Origin of the sequence: Campylobacter sp. CFSAN093226 (genome assembly GCF_012897595.1) — a bacterium.
GTDB classification, from domain to species: Bacteria; Campylobacterota; Campylobacteria; order Campylobacterales; family Campylobacteraceae; genus Campylobacter_D; species Campylobacter_D jejuni.
The window spans coordinates 1,387,969-1,402,974 of the sequence record NZ_CP040608.1 but is presented as its reverse complement, the minus strand read 5'-3'; the positions used below and the strand labels follow the sequence as shown (position 1 = coordinate 1,402,974).

Annotated in this window: 19 protein-coding genes; 9 read left to right on the top strand and 10 right to left on the bottom strand. The window is 29.9% G+C overall.

What is annotated here, in order from left to right:
• Positions 1 to 35 precede the first annotated feature (35 nt).
• The 6 genes from flgM to FBF02_RS07130 all read right to left on the bottom strand — a co-directional run bounded on the left by flgM (position 36) and on the right by FBF02_RS07130 (position 3,871).
• Positions 36 to 233, bottom strand: coding sequence for a flagellar biosynthesis anti-sigma factor FlgM (gene flgM / locus FBF02_RS07155; protein ID WP_002779262.1), 198 nt, complete (start codon positions 231 to 233; stop codon positions 36 to 38).
• 62 nt (positions 234 to 295) lie between these two features.
• Positions 296 to 637, bottom strand: a complete 342-nt coding sequence (locus FBF02_RS07150; protein ID WP_002851191.1) for a hypothetical protein — start codon at positions 635 to 637, stop codon at positions 296 to 298.
• A complete protein-coding gene (locus tag FBF02_RS07145) occupies positions 637 to 1,683 on the bottom strand; it encodes a flagellar basal body P-ring protein FlgI (RefSeq protein WP_002858049.1) in 1,047 nt (348 codons plus the stop codon). Before FBF02_RS07145 ends, FBF02_RS07150 begins: the two co-directional genes overlap by 1 nt.
• Before the next feature lie 58 nt (positions 1,684 to 1,741).
• Positions 1,742 to 2,425, bottom strand: a complete 684-nt coding sequence (locus FBF02_RS07140; protein WP_002851338.1) for an RsmD family RNA methyltransferase — start codon at positions 2,423 to 2,425, stop codon at positions 1,742 to 1,744.
• On the bottom strand, positions 2,418 to 2,801 hold the full coding sequence (locus FBF02_RS07135) for a hypothetical protein (protein ID WP_002851272.1): 384 nt from the start codon (positions 2,799 to 2,801) through the stop codon (positions 2,418 to 2,420). The genes FBF02_RS07140 and FBF02_RS07135 overlap by 8 nt, the downstream gene beginning before the upstream one ends.
• The gene (locus FBF02_RS07130; RefSeq protein WP_002851142.1) at positions 2,798 to 3,871 is read right to left on the bottom strand and encodes a DUF5644 domain-containing protein; all 1,074 of its coding nucleotides are present in this window, start codon (positions 3,869 to 3,871) and stop codon (positions 2,798 to 2,800) included. The genes FBF02_RS07135 and FBF02_RS07130 overlap by 4 nt, the downstream gene beginning before the upstream one ends.
• Before the next feature lie 86 nt (positions 3,872 to 3,957).
• Here FBF02_RS07130 and FBF02_RS07125 point away from each other — a divergent pair, with 86 nt between their 5' ends.
• From FBF02_RS07125 to FBF02_RS07115, 3 genes are all read left to right on the top strand, one after another.
• The gene (locus FBF02_RS07125) at positions 3,958 to 4,779 is read left to right on the top strand and encodes a thiamine-phosphate kinase (protein WP_002851372.1); all 822 of its coding nucleotides are present in this window, start codon (positions 3,958 to 3,960) and stop codon (positions 4,777 to 4,779) included.
• The gene (gene truD, locus FBF02_RS07120; protein WP_002851259.1) at positions 4,748 to 5,866 is read left to right on the top strand and encodes a tRNA pseudouridine(13) synthase TruD; all 1,119 of its coding nucleotides are present in this window, start codon (positions 4,748 to 4,750) and stop codon (positions 5,864 to 5,866) included. The genes FBF02_RS07125 and truD overlap by 32 nt, the downstream gene beginning before the upstream one ends.
• A 121-nt stretch (positions 5,867 to 5,987) precedes the next feature.
• Positions 5,988 to 6,302 (top strand): hypothetical protein, encoded by a 315-nt coding sequence (locus tag FBF02_RS07115; protein WP_002851510.1) that lies wholly within the window; start codon positions 5,988 to 5,990, stop codon positions 6,300 to 6,302.
• Positions 6,303 to 6,459: 157 nt separating this feature from the next.
• Here the strand turns inward: FBF02_RS07115 and prfB are convergent, their stop codons facing one another.
• Positions 6,460 to 7,557 carry a peptide chain release factor 2 gene (gene prfB / locus FBF02_RS07110; protein WP_002851475.1) on the bottom strand — a complete coding sequence of 366 codons (1,098 nt, stop codon included), beginning with the start codon at positions 7,555 to 7,557 and terminating at the stop codon, positions 6,460 to 6,462.
• Between the two features lie 73 nt (positions 7,558 to 7,630).
• Between prfB and rimO the strand changes: the two genes are divergently transcribed.
• Together rimO and tilS are read left to right on the top strand one after the other, a co-directional pair.
• Positions 7,631 to 8,950: a 30S ribosomal protein S12 methylthiotransferase RimO gene (rimO, locus tag FBF02_RS07105; RefSeq protein ID WP_002851299.1), complete on the top strand. Its 1,320-nt coding sequence runs from the start codon at positions 7,631 to 7,633 to the stop codon at positions 8,948 to 8,950.
• Positions 8,940 to 9,905, top strand: a complete 966-nt coding sequence (tilS, locus tag FBF02_RS07100; RefSeq protein WP_002851521.1) for a tRNA lysidine(34) synthetase TilS — start codon at positions 8,940 to 8,942, stop codon at positions 9,903 to 9,905. The genes rimO and tilS overlap by 11 nt, the downstream gene beginning before the upstream one ends.
• On the opposite strand, the gene FBF02_RS07095 is transcribed toward tilS, so the two are convergent.
• From FBF02_RS07095 to ciaI, 3 genes are read right to left on the bottom strand one after another with little or no spacing between them, the layout of a single operon-like run.
• Entirely contained in the window at positions 9,888 to 10,601 is a 714-nt protein-coding gene (locus tag FBF02_RS07095) for an EI24 domain-containing protein (RefSeq protein ID WP_002858321.1), read from the bottom strand. The two genes, tilS and FBF02_RS07095, sit on opposite strands and share 18 nt — an antisense overlap.
• Position 10,602: 1 nt before the next feature.
• Positions 10,603 to 11,292: a dUTPase gene (gene dut, locus FBF02_RS07090; protein ID WP_002851377.1), complete on the bottom strand. Its 690-nt coding sequence runs from the start codon at positions 11,290 to 11,292 to the stop codon at positions 10,603 to 10,605.
• Between the two features lie 36 nt (positions 11,293 to 11,328).
• Entirely contained in the window at positions 11,329 to 11,892 is a 564-nt protein-coding gene (gene ciaI / locus FBF02_RS07085; protein ID WP_002826203.1) for an intracellular survival protein CiaI, read from the bottom strand.
• A gap of 74 nt (positions 11,893 to 11,966) precedes the next feature.
• Here ciaI and FBF02_RS07080 point away from each other — a divergent pair, with 74 nt between their 5' ends.
• The 4 genes from FBF02_RS07080 to FBF02_RS07065 all read left to right on the top strand — a co-directional run bounded on the left by FBF02_RS07080 (position 11,967) and on the right by FBF02_RS07065 (position 15,005).
• Positions 11,967 to 12,374 carry a hypothetical protein gene (locus tag FBF02_RS07080; protein WP_002851336.1) on the top strand — a complete coding sequence of 136 codons (408 nt, stop codon included), beginning with the start codon at positions 11,967 to 11,969 and terminating at the stop codon, positions 12,372 to 12,374.
• A 71-nt stretch (positions 12,375 to 12,445) separates the two neighbouring features.
• A complete protein-coding gene (gene kpsM, locus FBF02_RS07075; RefSeq protein ID WP_002851559.1) occupies positions 12,446 to 13,228 on the top strand; it encodes a capsule polysaccharide transporter KpsM in 783 nt (260 codons plus the stop codon).
• Positions 13,225 to 13,887, top strand: coding sequence for an ABC transporter ATP-binding protein (locus tag FBF02_RS07070; protein ID WP_002851179.1), 663 nt, complete (start codon positions 13,225 to 13,227; stop codon positions 13,885 to 13,887). Before kpsM ends, FBF02_RS07070 begins: the two co-directional genes overlap by 4 nt.
• Positions 13,887 to 15,005, top strand: coding sequence for a capsule polysaccharide transporter (locus FBF02_RS07065; RefSeq protein WP_002851300.1), 1,119 nt, complete (start codon positions 13,887 to 13,889; stop codon positions 15,003 to 15,005). The genes FBF02_RS07070 and FBF02_RS07065 overlap by 1 nt, the downstream gene beginning before the upstream one ends.
• The last annotated feature ends 1 nt before the right edge of the window (position 15,006 follow it).

Sequence of the window (15,006 nt, the reverse complement as noted above, 5' to 3'; positions counted from 1 at the left end):
CCTTTTCTCTCTCAAAAAAAAGGAGAATGAAAGTTTTAGATTAAAGAGTCAGCAATCGCAGCAGCTGTAGCTTTTGTATCGATTTTATAAGTACCGTTTTTAATCTGCTCTGCGATTTTACTCGCTTTATCATTTTCCGTTTTTTGAGTATCGTTTGTTTTAGTTTCTTTATCTATTCTATTTGTATTTAATGCGGTATTTGCCACATAACTTTGTTGTATAGGATTGATCATTTCTGCCTCCTTGATCTTAGTTATAATCCTCTACAAACCATATCGACCTAAATTTAAAAAACTTAACCCCTTTCTTTTAAAAAATCGTATAATAATTTTGAAAAACCCATACCTCCACTTAAAGCTTTACTCATGGTATCATTATACATGGAAGAGTATATTTCATCGCTGGCATCTTTTCCAAAGAGTGAATTTTGACTTTTTAAAGATACATCTAAAACTTGCTTTAAAAAAAATGCCTCAAAAGCATTGGTTTGTTCTTTTAAGGCTTTATCTTCTTTGCTCTTTGTAACTATATCATTGTCATTTATTTTGATGCTTGATTCTAAACTTCTTGCTTTGGCTGCACGATCAAGTAAAGCGCTATTCATACTATAAGTATTTAAAAAATTATCCACTTTCATTAGATGATCTCCAAATCCGCGTTAATTGCACCTGCGCGCTTTAAATTTTCCATAATAGCAATAATGTCATTTGGGGTTGCTCCAAGTTTGTTAAGCATTCTAGCTATATTTGCAACTGTGCTTTTTGCATTGTTGATTCTTAAGGTATTTGAACTTGGATCTACAAAACCACCATCTTTCATATCGATTTCATTTTGATTAGCTACTGTGTTATTGTTTGGATCTATTTTTATAGTGATATCTTTATGAGTGATTAAAACAGGTTCTACCTCTACATCAACTCCAGCAATCACTGTTCCTGTTCTTTCATCGATGATAACTTTGCTTTGTGGTTTATAAGCTATATCTTGTTCTAAAACTCTTGCCATAAAATCAACATTTGAAAGATCTTCAGGTTTTTTGAGTTTTACTGTGCGAGAGTCGATGGCTTTAGCTACTTCTTCGCCAAAGACAGTATTTAAAACTCTTTCTATATTGTTTGCGGTTTTAAAATCCGCTACTTTTAAACTTAAGGTTAGATCATTGTTTTGGCTAAAATTTTGTGGAATTTCTCTTTCTACATTAGCTCCGCCCATTACAGTTGCAGCAGTTGAGTGAGAACCTGTTCCTCCTGGTCTAGGTGTTAAACCTCCTGTTGAGATAGAGCCTTGTGCTATAGCATAAATTTCACCATCAATCCCACGAAGTGCAGTCAGTAAAAGTGTTCCACCTTGTAAAGATTTTGCATCACCCATAGATGAAACGGTAATATCAAGTTTATCTCCGCTTTTTGCAAAGGCTGGAAGTTTGGCTGTAACCATAACAGCTGCGGTATTTTTTGATTTGATATCATTAGGATCTACTTTGATATTCATACCTTGCAAAAGGTTTGAGATAGATTGTAGTGTAAATTTAGAGCTTGTTCCATCGCCGCTTCCATTAAGCCCTACAACAAGTCCATAACCTATAAGTTGGTTATCTCTTACACCTACAGTATTTGCTACATCCTTGATTTGCACTGCAAAAATGCTTGTCATAAAGAGTAAAAATATCGTTAAAACTCTCATGGATTCTTCCTTTAATCTATTGTTGATGATAGATCAAGCAAAAAGTGTTCCAAGTGAGTTAAGAAGAGTAAAAACTTAAGCTAGTTGATCCAAATTTCTTTTCTTTAACTTTTTGAAAATTTTGGATTTTTTCGGGAGTTTTTATGGTTGAGTGGTATTCAAAAATGATTAAATTTAAAGTCTTTAAATCTAAATTTTCTAAAAAATGATAAATTTTTTCATAAATATCACTAAAACCTTCTCTGATATCAAAAGGTGGGTCAAGATATAAGATGATTTCATTTTTTGAATTTTCTATGAGTTTAGGTAAAATTTCAAAAGTATTTGCATGGATCACTTCTAAATTTGGATCTATGTTTTTAGCATTTTCTAAAGCAATTTTATAAGCTTTTATATCAAGTTCTATAGCATAAGCTTTTAAAGCATAATTACTTAGTGCTTCAGCCGCTATTAAAGCACTTCCGCCAAAGGCTTCAATGAAAATTTTACTTCTTAAATCTTCTCTTATTACATTAAAAACACAACTTTTGACTATGCTTTTAGTACTTCTTGTTGTTGTAAGACTAGGTAAAAGTAGTTTTTTCCCTTTGTATTTACCACTTTCTATATTTGTATAAAGCTTTGTTTCTTTAGTTTTTTTTGTTTTTTCTTTAGGAGGTTTAATTTCTTGTTTTTGAAGAAATTTTTTTCTTTTTTCATTGTGATTAAAAAAGTCTTTAACGCTTATAAATTCATCATTCATCATTAAGTGCTTTTACGAGTTTGTTTTTAAGATCTTTTATGGCAAGATCGATTTTATTTTCATAATCTTTTTTAAATTCCAAAGCAATAGCGTCAATTTTTTCTTCAAGCAGTCTTTTTTGTTCAAGTGCAAGTTGCAAAGCTGCTGCTTTTAAGGCATTGTCAAATTCATTTAAAGACTCAAACAAGGTTTCTTTGCTAAATGGTATGCTTAAAAATGGAGAGTTTTTAGAGATGATAAATAAGGGTTTTGCGGTATGAATTTTTTCATCGCTAATGATGAAATCACAATTTTTTTTCATTACCAAATGATCTTTTAAAAAAAGTTCTAAAGTTTTTTCTATGATGAGATCTTTGCATTCTAAAGAGATTTTCATATCAAACTAACCTTTAAAGTGTGATTTTTTAATGATGGAGCTTGTATGCCTTCGATAAGGGCTAAAAACTCAAAACGGCTCAAAATATAAAAGTCTTCAAAATCTCTTTTGCTTGTTTGCATAAGTTTTTTAGCACAAGTATCAAAAAGATAAAAATCTTTTTCTTCTTTTACTACCATAAAATCAGCCCCGCTATCATAAGCGTCCAAAACAATATCTGCGGCTATTTTATAGCTTAGCGTAGGATTTAGATTAAGCAAGCTAAAGCCATTATTTTTTATACTGTTTTCATAGGAAATAAATTTAGCCTTAAGTTTGGATTTTAAAGTATCGCAAGCATTAAAACCATAAAAAGCTATATTGAAATCTTTAAAATTATGTTTAATTTCTTTAAGTTCTTTGATCTCATTATCAAAAGCATTGGTTTTAGGTAAATCAAAGTGTAAAATATTTTTATCAAAAAGCCCTAAATTTAAAATTTCATTTTGTAGGTTTTTGATCGTTGTTTCTAAAATTTCATTTTTGCTTTCAAGATGATAAAAAATACCCTTTTCTTTATCTGCTAGAGTTTTTAAAATTTCTATCTTTTTTTCAGGATATTTTTCTATCATTTTTGAAGCCAAATAAAACACTCCATCGCCCATATATTCAGGAAGATAGTCTAAAATTTCAGTTGCATAATATAAATAATCATATTTTGCATAAAGCTTTTTATCCTCTTCATCGCCAAATTTTTCAAGATATTTGTATTTGTCTAAAAAATCATTTTTATCGATGATAAGATCTTTAATAGCTCTTTTTGTACTTAAAGGCTCGATACAAAGATTAAAATCAAATTCTTTTGCTATTTTTTCTAAAGGTGTAAAAAGTGGTATGATTTGCTTATTTACAACTATGTAAGTATCTTCATCTTTATCAAAATCAAAATAAATATCATCATTTTGAACTTGCAAAAGCAGATCATAAAAACTTGCAAAATTTTCATAATTATCATAAATATAAGGTTTATAATAAGCCTCATAATCCTTAGTTTTATCAAATCTAAAAATTCTTAATTCTAATTTTTTCATGGTTTTTCCTTAAATATTTTTATATTATATAAAATTTTTCTAAAATTCACTAGAATTTAAAAGGAAATTTTATAAAATCACGCATTATGAACAAAGAAGATTTTATTATCAAAGCTTTTTTAAATAAAAAAAATGGTGATGATGGAGCTATTATTGATGATTGGTGTTTTAGTAAGGATTTGTTTTTTGAAAATGTGCATTTTAAAAGAGAGTGGTTTAGCTTAGAGCAAATTGCTACAAAAGCAATGCTTGTTAATATCTCAGATGCTATTTCAATGAATGCTGTACCAAAATACGCACTTTTAGGACTTGCTTTACCAAAAAATTTAAGCGAAAATGAGATCAAAGCCTTGCAAAAAGGTTTTTTAAAAACAGCTAGGAAATTTAATATAAAAATCATAGGCGGTGATACTATAAGCAATGATAAAATAGACATTAGTCTTACTATCATTTCAAAGATTAACGATAAAGCTGTTTTTAGAAAAGGTTTAAAAAAGGGGCATTTACTTGCTTATACGGGAAAATTAGGACGAAGTTTAAAAGGGCTTGAAATTTTACAAAATGGGGGCACTTTAAAACCAAACCATGTATTTATAAAGCCAAAATTAAGAGCTAGTTTTTTTTATGAAATCGCACCTTTAATTTCTTGTGCTATGGATATTTCAGATGGTTTAAGCAAGGATTTATCAAGGCTTTTAGCTTTAAATAAATGCGGTATTTCTTGGTTTAAAAAACTTGATGATTATGCGCTTTATAGCGGAGAAGAATATGAAATTTTGTTTGCTTTTGATGAAAAAGAACGGCAAAATATAGAAATAATAGCCAAAAAACACGGCGTGAAATTAAATATCTTTGGAAAAGCAGTGAAAGGAAAATATGAATTTAGAGGAAGAGAACACCATTTTTAAGCCTTTGTATAGTTTAAAACACAGTCCTATTAATGCGTATTTTAGTAAAAATAGCGATGATTTTGTAGTGCGTGAAAGGCCTTTGTATGAATTTAGCGGTAAGGGTGAGCATCTTATTTTGCATATCAATAAAAAAGATTTAACCACAAATGAAGCTTTAAAAATTTTAAGTGAAGCAAGCGGGGTTAAAATAAGAGATTTTGGTTATGCAGGGCTTAAAGACAAGCAAGGATCAACCTTTCAATACCTTTCTATGCCTAAAAAATTTGAGAGTTTTTTGTCAAATTTTTCTCATCCTAAACTTAAAATTTTAGAAATTTTTACCCATGAGAACAAGCTAAGAATAGGCCATTTAAAAGGAAATTCTTTTTTCATACGCTTAAAAAAAGTTTTACCAAGCGATGCTTTAAAACTAGAACAAGCTTTGATGAATTTGGATAAACAAGGTTTTGCGAATTATTTTGGCTATCAGCGTTTTGGAAAATTTGGGGATAATTACAAAGAAGGGCTTGAAATTTTGCGTGGCAAAAAGATGAAAAATGTAAAAATGAAAGAGTTTTTAATTTCAGCTTTTCAAAGTGAGCTTTTTAATCGCTATTTGAGTAAAAGAGTGGAGTTATCACATTTTGCAAATGATTTTAGCGAAAAAGAATTGATCCAAATTTATAAAATTTCTAAAGAAGAAGCTAAGGAACTTAAAAAACAAGAACAATTTTTTAAGCTTTTAAAAGGTGAGGTTTTAGGGCATTATCCTTTTGGAAAGTGTTTTTTATGCGAGGATTTAAGTGCTGAGCTTGGGCGTTTTAAGGCAAGAGATATAAGCGCCATGGGGCTTTTAATCGGTGCTAAGGCTTATGAAACAGGAGAAGGTTTGGCCTTAAATTTAGAAAATGAAATTTTTAAAGATACTTTGGAGTTTAAGGCTAAAATGCAAGGTTCAAGACGCTTTATGTGGGGATATTTAGAAGAGTTAAAATGGCGTTATGATGAAGAAAAAGCTCATTTTTGTATAGAGTTTTTCTTGCAAAAAGGCTCTTATGCTACTGTGGTTTTAGAAGAAATTTTGCATAAAAATTTGTTTGAATGAAATAATTATGAGTTAAATTTTTACGTGATTTTTACTTTAGAATTTATTGCAAAAATGATATTTAAATTTTAAATTTAGGTATAGTTATATTAATTTAATTTTAAAACTAGGAGCAAAAATAATGAAAAAGATTTTAACAAGTGCTTTGGCTTTAGGAGCTATGACTTTGATTGTAGATTGTGGCGATGGCGATTTAGTCGAGTTAAAAAACAATGGCAACGATCAAGCTATGTTTGATTTAGGTAATCAAGAGATTATGAAAAAATATCCAAATTATAAACTTTATGATTATACTTCAGTCAGAACAATTAGTGATATTAACAATCCAGAAGGCAAAATTAAAGAAATGAAGCGTGATTTAGAAATAGATAAAACTCCATACTCAAACTATGTTTTCTTATTAAATCCAAACGATAAAAAGACTATAAAGTTGTGAGTGTTTATTGCGATAAAGATTTTAAGAAAAGAGTTTATTATTCTGTGAATGATGCTCTTAGGTTTTATGCAAGATAATAAAACAAGCGGGAAAATCCCGCTATCTTTCTAATTTTTTTATACCGACATTTTGCAGAAATTACTTATTTTTAAGCCTGTTACTCCGCTTTTAAAGCAATCAAAACGCCTTCTATCATTTTTTTGATATCCCCATCAAGGATATTATCCACTTGAGAAAAAGCTTCTCCGCTGCGATTGTCTTTGACTTGCTGATAAGGGAAAAGCACATAAGAACGGATTTGATGCCCCCAACCTATCTCGCTTTTTTCTCCAGTATTAGCACTATCTTGTTGTTTCATGAGTTCAAGTTCATAAAGGCGAGATTTTAGCATTTTAAAAGCGGTGGCTTTGTTTTTGTGCTGACTTCTGTCATTTTGGCATTGTACGACTATGCCGGTTGGAAAATGCGTGATTCTCACAGCCGATTCTGTTTTATTGACATGTTGTCCGCCTGCACCGCTTGCTCTGTAATAATCTATTCTTATGTCTTTTTCTTCGATTTCAATTTCTATATCATCATCAAGTTCAGGGCTTACCATAACACTTGAAAAGCTTGTATGACGGCGTCCTGCACTATCAAAAGGAGAAGTTCTTACCAAACGATGGATACCATTTTCAGCTTTTAAATAACCATAAGCATTTTCTCCTTTAACTAAAAAGCTCACATCTTTAAGTCCTGCTTCTTCGCCTTCTTGAAAGTCTAAAGTTTCGACTTTAAAACCTTCTCTTTCACAAAATCTTAAATACATTCTATAAAGTATGCTTGCCCAGTCATTACTTTCCGTTCCACCTGCACCTGGGTGAATGGAAACAATGGCATTTTTACCATCATTTTCCCCGCTTAAAAGCATGGAAATTTCAAGACTTGTGATGGTATCTTCAAGTTTTGGTGCGTCATTAAATAAAGCTTCAAGTGTTTCTGTATCGTTTTCGCTATTGGCCAGATCGAAAAGTTCGCTTGCGTCATTTAGAGCATTAAAAGCATTTTCATAGTTTTTAAGTAGATTGGTGATTTTAGTTTTTTCTTTACCTATGATTCCTGCTTGTTTAACATCACTCCAAAAAGAAGGAGAATTTTCAAGCTCTTCGATTTCTTTAAGCCTTGTTTGGATATTTTCAGGCTTGATGATGGAGGCTATGTTGCCGACTTTGTTTTTTAAAGTTTTTAAAAGTTCGCTAAATTCGTAATTATCCATAAAATTTCTTTGCTATAATTATATTTTTAAAGTCAAAAATTATATCAAAAGAAAACTTTAATATAGGAAAAAAATGTCAAAACTTTATCTTATGTCTTTAGGTTGTAATAAAAATTTAGTCGATAGTGAGATCATGCTAGGGCACCTTAGTGCTTATGAACTTTGCGATGAACCAAGCAAAGCTGATGTTTTAATCGTAAATACTTGTGGTTTTATCGATAGTGCAAAAAAAGAAAGTATTAATGCGATTTTGGATTTGCACGAACAAAGAAAAAAAGATTCTCTTTTGGTGGTTACGGGTTGTTTGATGCAGCGTTACCGCGAAGAACTTATGAAAGAACTTCCTGAGGTTGATCTTTTCACAGGTGTGGGTGATTATGAAAGAATCGATGAAATGATACTTAAAAAAACAAATTTATTTTCAAATTCGACTTATTTGCAAAGTGAAAATTCTAAACGTATTATCACAGGTTCAAATTCCCATGCTTTTATAAAAATCGCCGAAGGTTGTAATCAAAAATGCTCTTTTTGTGCCATCCCAAGTTTTAAAGGCAAGTTAAAATCTCGTGAGATAAGTAGCATTATAGCTGAGCTTAAAGATTTGGTAGCTAGAGGTTATAAGGACTTTTCTTTTATTGCACAAGATACGAGTTCTTATTTGTTTGATAAGGGTGAAAAAGATGGGCTTATACGCTTAATCGATGAGGTGGAAAAAATCAAAGGCATAAGAGCGGCTAGAATTTTATATCTTTATCCTACGAGTGCGAGTGAAGCTTTGATTAAACGCATTATAGCTTCTGAAATTTTTATAAATTATTTTGATATGCCTTTACAACACATAAGTGATAATATGCTTAAAATCATGAAGCGTGGGGCAAATAGCACAAGACTTAAAGAAATGCTAAATTTAATGAAAAGTGCGCCAAATAGTTTTTTACGCACGGGCTTTATCGTAGGACATCCAGGTGAGAGTGAGGCGGATTTTGAAGAGCTTTGTGAGTTTGTTAAAGATTTTGGTTTTGATAGGATAAGCGTTTTTGCGTATTCTAAGGAAGAAGATACGGCTGCTTTTGATATGGAGCAAGTGCCTTTTAAAGTGATCAATAAAAGGCTTAAAATCATAGAAAAAATTGTTGATGAAGTCATAGAAAAAAGTTTTGAAAAAGAAGTAGGGCAAAAGCGTTTAGTAGTTTGCACAGGAAAAAGTAGCGAGGGAGAGTTTTTCATCGCAGCTAAAGATTTAAGATGGGATAGAGAGATTGATGGGGAAATTCTTATCAATGAAAGTGAATGTGGAAATTTAGAAATGGGGCAAATTTATGAATGTGAAATTTTACAAAACCTTGATAAAAAGCTCCTTGCTAAGGCTTTAAGAAAAGTAGATGCAAATTAAAGATGAAATTTTATCCCTTTTAAAAAGGGGTAAAAATTTACTCGCTTTTTCTTATGGAAGTGATTCTAGTGTGCTTTTTTATCTTTTAATGCAAGAAAAGATCGACTTTGATCTTGTGATGATAAATTACAAAACTAGAAAAAATAGTGATTTAGAAGAGTTAAAAGCCAAAGAACTTGCTTTAAAATTTCATAAAAAAATTTTCATAAAACACGCTCCTAAATTTCAAAGTAACTTTGAAAAAAAAGCCAGAGATTTTCGCTATGATTTTTTTGAAAAAATTTGTCTTGAGCAAGGTTATGACCATCTTATCTTAGCCCATCATTTAAACGATCAATTTGAATGGTTTTTGATGCAACTTTCACGAGGCGCAGGTTTGGCTGAAATTTTAGGTATGCAAGAGTGTGAAAAACGCTCAAATTATACACTTTTACGCCCTTTACTCTTTATAAGTAAAGATGAAATTTCATCTTTTTTAAAAGAAAAAGATATTTTTTATTTCCATGATGAAAGTAATGAAAATGAAAAATATTTTAGAAATTATATAAGAAAAAATTTCTCTAATGCCTTTGTGAGTGAATTTCATCAGGGTTTAAAAAGAAGTTTTTCTTATCTTGATGAAGACAGGAAAAAACTTTATGATTTTGAAAATATCAAAGAAATTCAAGGACTTCTTATTTGCCCTAAAAATGAAAGCTTGATTGCTAGAGCGGTGAAAATGAAAGGTTTGCTTTTAAGCACGGCACAAAGAAAAGAGCTTTTAAAGGGTGATTGTGTTTTAGGTGGTAAAATAGCACTTGCATATAAAAACGAACAAGCTATTGTTTTTGAGTATGAAACTTGTCAAAAATTACCTAAAAATTTCAAAGAAGAGTGTAGAATAGCTAAAATTCCAAGACTTTTAAGAGCTTATTTATATAATCATAAAATCGATATTTCAAGCCTTAGCTTTTAGTTTTAAAATTCTTTGATAGCTTAAATGTGTGAGAAAAATCACAAAAAATACTTGCAAAAAAAGTCCTAAAAGTGGTACTGATGAGAGTAGATAAAAACAAAGAGTGCTAAATTTAAACTCTAAAGGCGAAAAATCGGAATGAAAATTTTTAAAACTTTCTTTGTCTAAAATCGTGCTTGTAACATCAATCATTAAAAGTTTGTGAAAGAGATAATAAAAAGCAAGATAATATACAAAAATATTTATAAAAGGTAAAAATAAAGCCAAGGTGCAAAGCAATAAAATCCCTATAAATTTTATAAATATTTTAAAAATTTCAAAGATAGTTTTTAAGGTTGAAACTTCGTTTGTATTATCATAATGGTAATATTTTTTGTTGATTTCTTTAGCGATAAAAGGAGTAAGAAAAGAAGTGATAAAAAGGGCTAAAAAAACCGAAGCAAAAACAACAATAAAACCTGAAAATAAAAAACTTATGATGGTGATTAAAATTTGTACAAAATGAAGAGCATAAAACCACGCCCAAAACGAATCTTCTCCAACGCTAAATAAAGAATTAAAATAATCAAGCAAGGCCGAAAAGCCAAGTACTCCTAAAAAAAGCATCAGTATAAGGCTAAAAATCAAAGGAATTAAGGCAAATTTTAAAAATTTAAGACTTAAAAAATCTTTGATTGCAAGTTTTAAAATATCCAAATTATGCCTTTTTGTAGCATTCTTCTAGTTTTTTATAAATAGTATCAAAATCAAGCTCTTGTTCTAAAATTTGAGCTAAAACTTCATTGTCTTCTTTGCCATTCCAAGTTTTTTTATAGCTGCCATCTTTGTAACCATTGTTTTGTCTAAAAATATTTAAAACATTTTTACCTATGTAGGTCTTATAAAGAATTTCAAGATTTAGCCCACATTTAATAGCTAGGGTAAAATAGGTTGAAAGTAATTCTCCAAGATTAAATCCAAAACCACTGCATTTATGGATAATAAGCTCTATATCATTTAAAATGCCATAAATATCACCCTCATTAGGGTATTCTTCTTCTTTGCAAAAATCTTGAAACACGCTTACAGCATTAACTTCTGTGGCTATAGCTTTGAAATCTTTATTGTTTTTATCGCGATACTCTTCAAGTAAAAGACTTAAAATAAAATGCCAAATATCGACAATCTCTATACGCACATTTTCCCAATTTGTTAGACTTGAAATATTTTTCCAATGTTTCCATGTAAAAGAGTCTATAAGTTCTGCACATTCCATATAAATACAGCGTCTCCAACTGATCAGTTTTCCTTCTTTGGTGTAGCCATTTTCCCAATTTAAGCCGTTTGTTTCATCGTTGAGTTTTTGTTGGAGTTTGAGCATATTTTCTAAAATTTCGATATTTGTCATTTAAAAACTCCTTGATAATTTTTAATATTATATGATTTAAGCGTAAAGATTTAAACTATCATCTGTCTTATCTTGATTTTCCTTGGCTTTTTCTTGCTGTTTTTCAAGTTGTTTTTTCATTTGTTCTAAAACTTCATCAAGAAGTTTTTTGCTATCTTCAAGCATGGAAGCATTGATATCTTTATCATCTGTTTGATTTTGTTTTAGTAAATCACTGAGTTTATTTGTAAAATTATTCATAATAGCATTTTGATGGTTTTCATCATTTGGTGTTGGTAGAACATTTGCCATTTGCATAGCTGATTCTATAATTTCTTTTGGCTTTAACTCTCCGACTTTAGAATTTGCTAAAAAGTCTTTGATCATAGGTTCAACTTCTTTCATAGCATTTTTAATCTCATCAAGATCATTTTGTGTGAGCTTAGAGCCTTCAAAAGTAAAGCTAAAGCCATACTGACGCTTAAGATTAAGAGTTTTACCTTCTTCATTATTTGCATAACTCACGCTTTGATTGTCATACATAGATAAGGCTAAATGTTTGCCACTTTTTGTTGTATAATCCATCGAAAAACTTTGGTTTTTGCTAGCATCAATTTGCATTTCTTCCCCTTATATTTATAGTTTAAATTAAAAATCGGTTATTTTTAAAAATATTTTAGTATAATTTTTACAATATGGATGAAAGAATTTTAGAATTTATAAAAAATGAGCAGCTTTTATCTTGGGCTATGATTGATGAAAAAGGTGTTTATACAGCTAGTGCTTTTTATGCTTTTGATGAGAAGAATTTAGCTTTTATTATCGCTTCGCATGAAGATACTAAGCATATAAGATTAGCCAGTGAAAATTCAAGTATAGCACTTAATATAGCCAAAGAAAGTAAAATAGCTTTTTTAAAAGGTGTGCAAGCTAAGGCCGAGTTTAAAATGGCAAGCAAGGAGCAAATGAAAATTTATTTTTCTAAGTTTCCCTTTGCTAAATTTGATAAAAGTGCAAAAATTTATGCTTTAGAGCTTTTTTGGCTTAAATTTACTAACAATGCTTTAGGACTTAGTAAAAAGCTTGAATTTTATAAAAAATAAATTTTTATGATTTTGTTTAAAAAAATGAGTTATGATTATAGTTTATGTAAAATTGTTAGGTATAAAAATAAATGTTAAATGTAATTTATGCTTTATTTTTTAGAGAGTTAAAAACTAGATTTGGTAAAAATCGGTATTTAGGATATATATGGGTAGTTGGGGAGCCTATGAGTATTGTACTTTTAGTAACTATCATAGGCACTATTGTTAGAGAATATCATCATCAAGTTATGCCTGAGGGAATTTCTATTTTTATGTTTTTGATTTCAGGCATTATGCCTTTTTTTATGTTTAGAAGTATAGTTACCCAGCTTATGAATGGAACTCAGGCAAATTTAGCTCTTTTTGCCTATAAACCTGTAAAGCCTATACATGTATTTATTGCTAGAACTTTACTTGAGTTTTGTATTTATTTTGTAATTTTTATTATCATACTTTTTTTTGCGGGATGGTTTTTTAGACTTGATGTATTTCCTGTTCATTTGCTTGGAGTTTTGTTTTGTATTTTTTTGCTTATATGTTCAGCTTTTGCTTTGGGAATTTGTTTTGCTATTATTTGGCATTTTGTGGAACCTTTAAGAACTTTGCTAGCTTATTTTAGCATAGTGTTTTATTGGACTTCGGGAATTATATTTCCTACTTGGCTAACTCCTCGTCCTTTGCTTGATATATTTTATTATAATCCTTTGCTTCATATTTTTGAACTTTTAAGATTTAATTTTTTTGAAAATTATCCTTTGCAAGATGAATATAGTTATTTTTATGCTATATTTTGGATTTTACTTGTTTTATTTATAGGGCTTTTTATCTATTACTATAATAGACAAGCTTTAACGGCGGTAAAAAAAGAATGATAAAGTTAATTAATCTAACAAAATCTTATCCTTTATTTAGTGGTGGAAGACATTATGTTTTTAAGAATTTTACTTTTGAGTTTCCTGAAAATTGTAGCATAGGTTTGATGGGGTATAATGGAGCGGGTAAATCTACTCTTATGCGTCTTTTAAGCGGGGCAGAACTTCCTGATAGTGGTAAGATAATTACTAATAAAAAATTATCTTGGCCATTGGGTTTAAATGGGGCTTTTCAAGGTTCTTTAACAGCTAGAGATAATGCTAAATTTGTAGCTAGAGTATATGGTTATAAAGGAAAAGAACTCCAAGAAAAAGTAAAATTTGTGGAAGATTTTGCAGAACTTGGGAAATTTTTTGATGAGCCTATGAAGACTTATTCTTCGGGAATGAGTGCTAGGATAGCTTTTGGACTTAGTATGGCCTTTGATTTTGATTATTATTTGATTGATGAAGCAGGAGCTGTTGGAGATCCTGCTTTTAGGGAAAAAAGTGTGAAATTATATAGAGAAAGATTAAGCAAATCAAAAGTGATTATGGTATCTCATAATGTAGCTGAAATTAAAGAATGGTGTGATAAAATAATTTATATGAAAAATGGACAAATTACGGTTTATGATGATGTAGATGAAGGAATAGCTGTATATCAAGGAAAAGTTTAATGGAAGAAAATAAAACTTTATTAGAAAAAATCAAAGATTTAAGTATATTTGATTCTTTTAAAATTGTTTGGTTTATAATGATTTTTGTTGTGATTTATTATACATTGATTGCAGCACCAAGATATGTAAGCACGATGATTTTAGATGTTAGATCAACAAGTGGAGAAAGTGCTCAAACAAGTGGAATCTTGTCTTTGCTTAGTAGTACTTCTACAGCAAGCGAAGATTTAAATTATCTAAAAGGTTATATAGAATCAAGTGATATGTTAAAGATTTTGGATGAAAAAATCAAACTTAAAAATCTTTATCAAGAGCAACATATAGATTTACCTTTTAAAATTTGGGATTCAAGCTCGATAGAATCTTATCTTAAATACTACCAAGCAAGAGTTAAGGTTCATACGGATGAAACCACTAAACTTTTAAAAGTTGAAGTAGAGGGTTTTACACCTAAATCAGCTCATTTGATTGCTCAAGCTATTATGCAAGAAAGCGAAAAATTTATCAACGAAATCTCTCATAAAGCAGCTAGAGAGCAAATGGCTTTTGCTGAAAATGAAGTGCAAAAATACAAAGAACGTTATCAAAAAGCACAAAATGATTTGATTGCTTTTCAAAATAAATATGGAGTTTTTGATCCTTTAAAACAAGCTGAAACTAAAGCAAGTTTAGTTGCGCAAATTGAGGCTAATTTAGCTCAAAAAGAAGCTAAACTTTTAACTTTACAAAGCTATATGAATGATGCAGCACCTGAAGTAGTAGCACTTAAAGCAGAAATTGAAGCGATTAAAAAACAGCTTTTAAGGGAAAAATCTAAAATTTCAGCTAACAATTCTTCTCAAAAGCTTAACGATTTGGCTGCTAAATTTCAGGATTTAACTATAGAAGCTACTTTTGCGCAAAAAGCTTATGAAGCAGCTTTAAAAGCTTATGAAAGTGCTAGAATAGAAGCATTAAGAAAAATAAAACAACTTGTCATCATCCAAAGTCCAGATATTCCAGAAAGCGCAAAATATCCTGAAAGAATTTATGATATTTTAACAGCATTTATTGTATTATCTTTGATTTTTGGGATTGTTAAATTTATTAAAATGATAATAGAGGAGCATAAGTATTAAA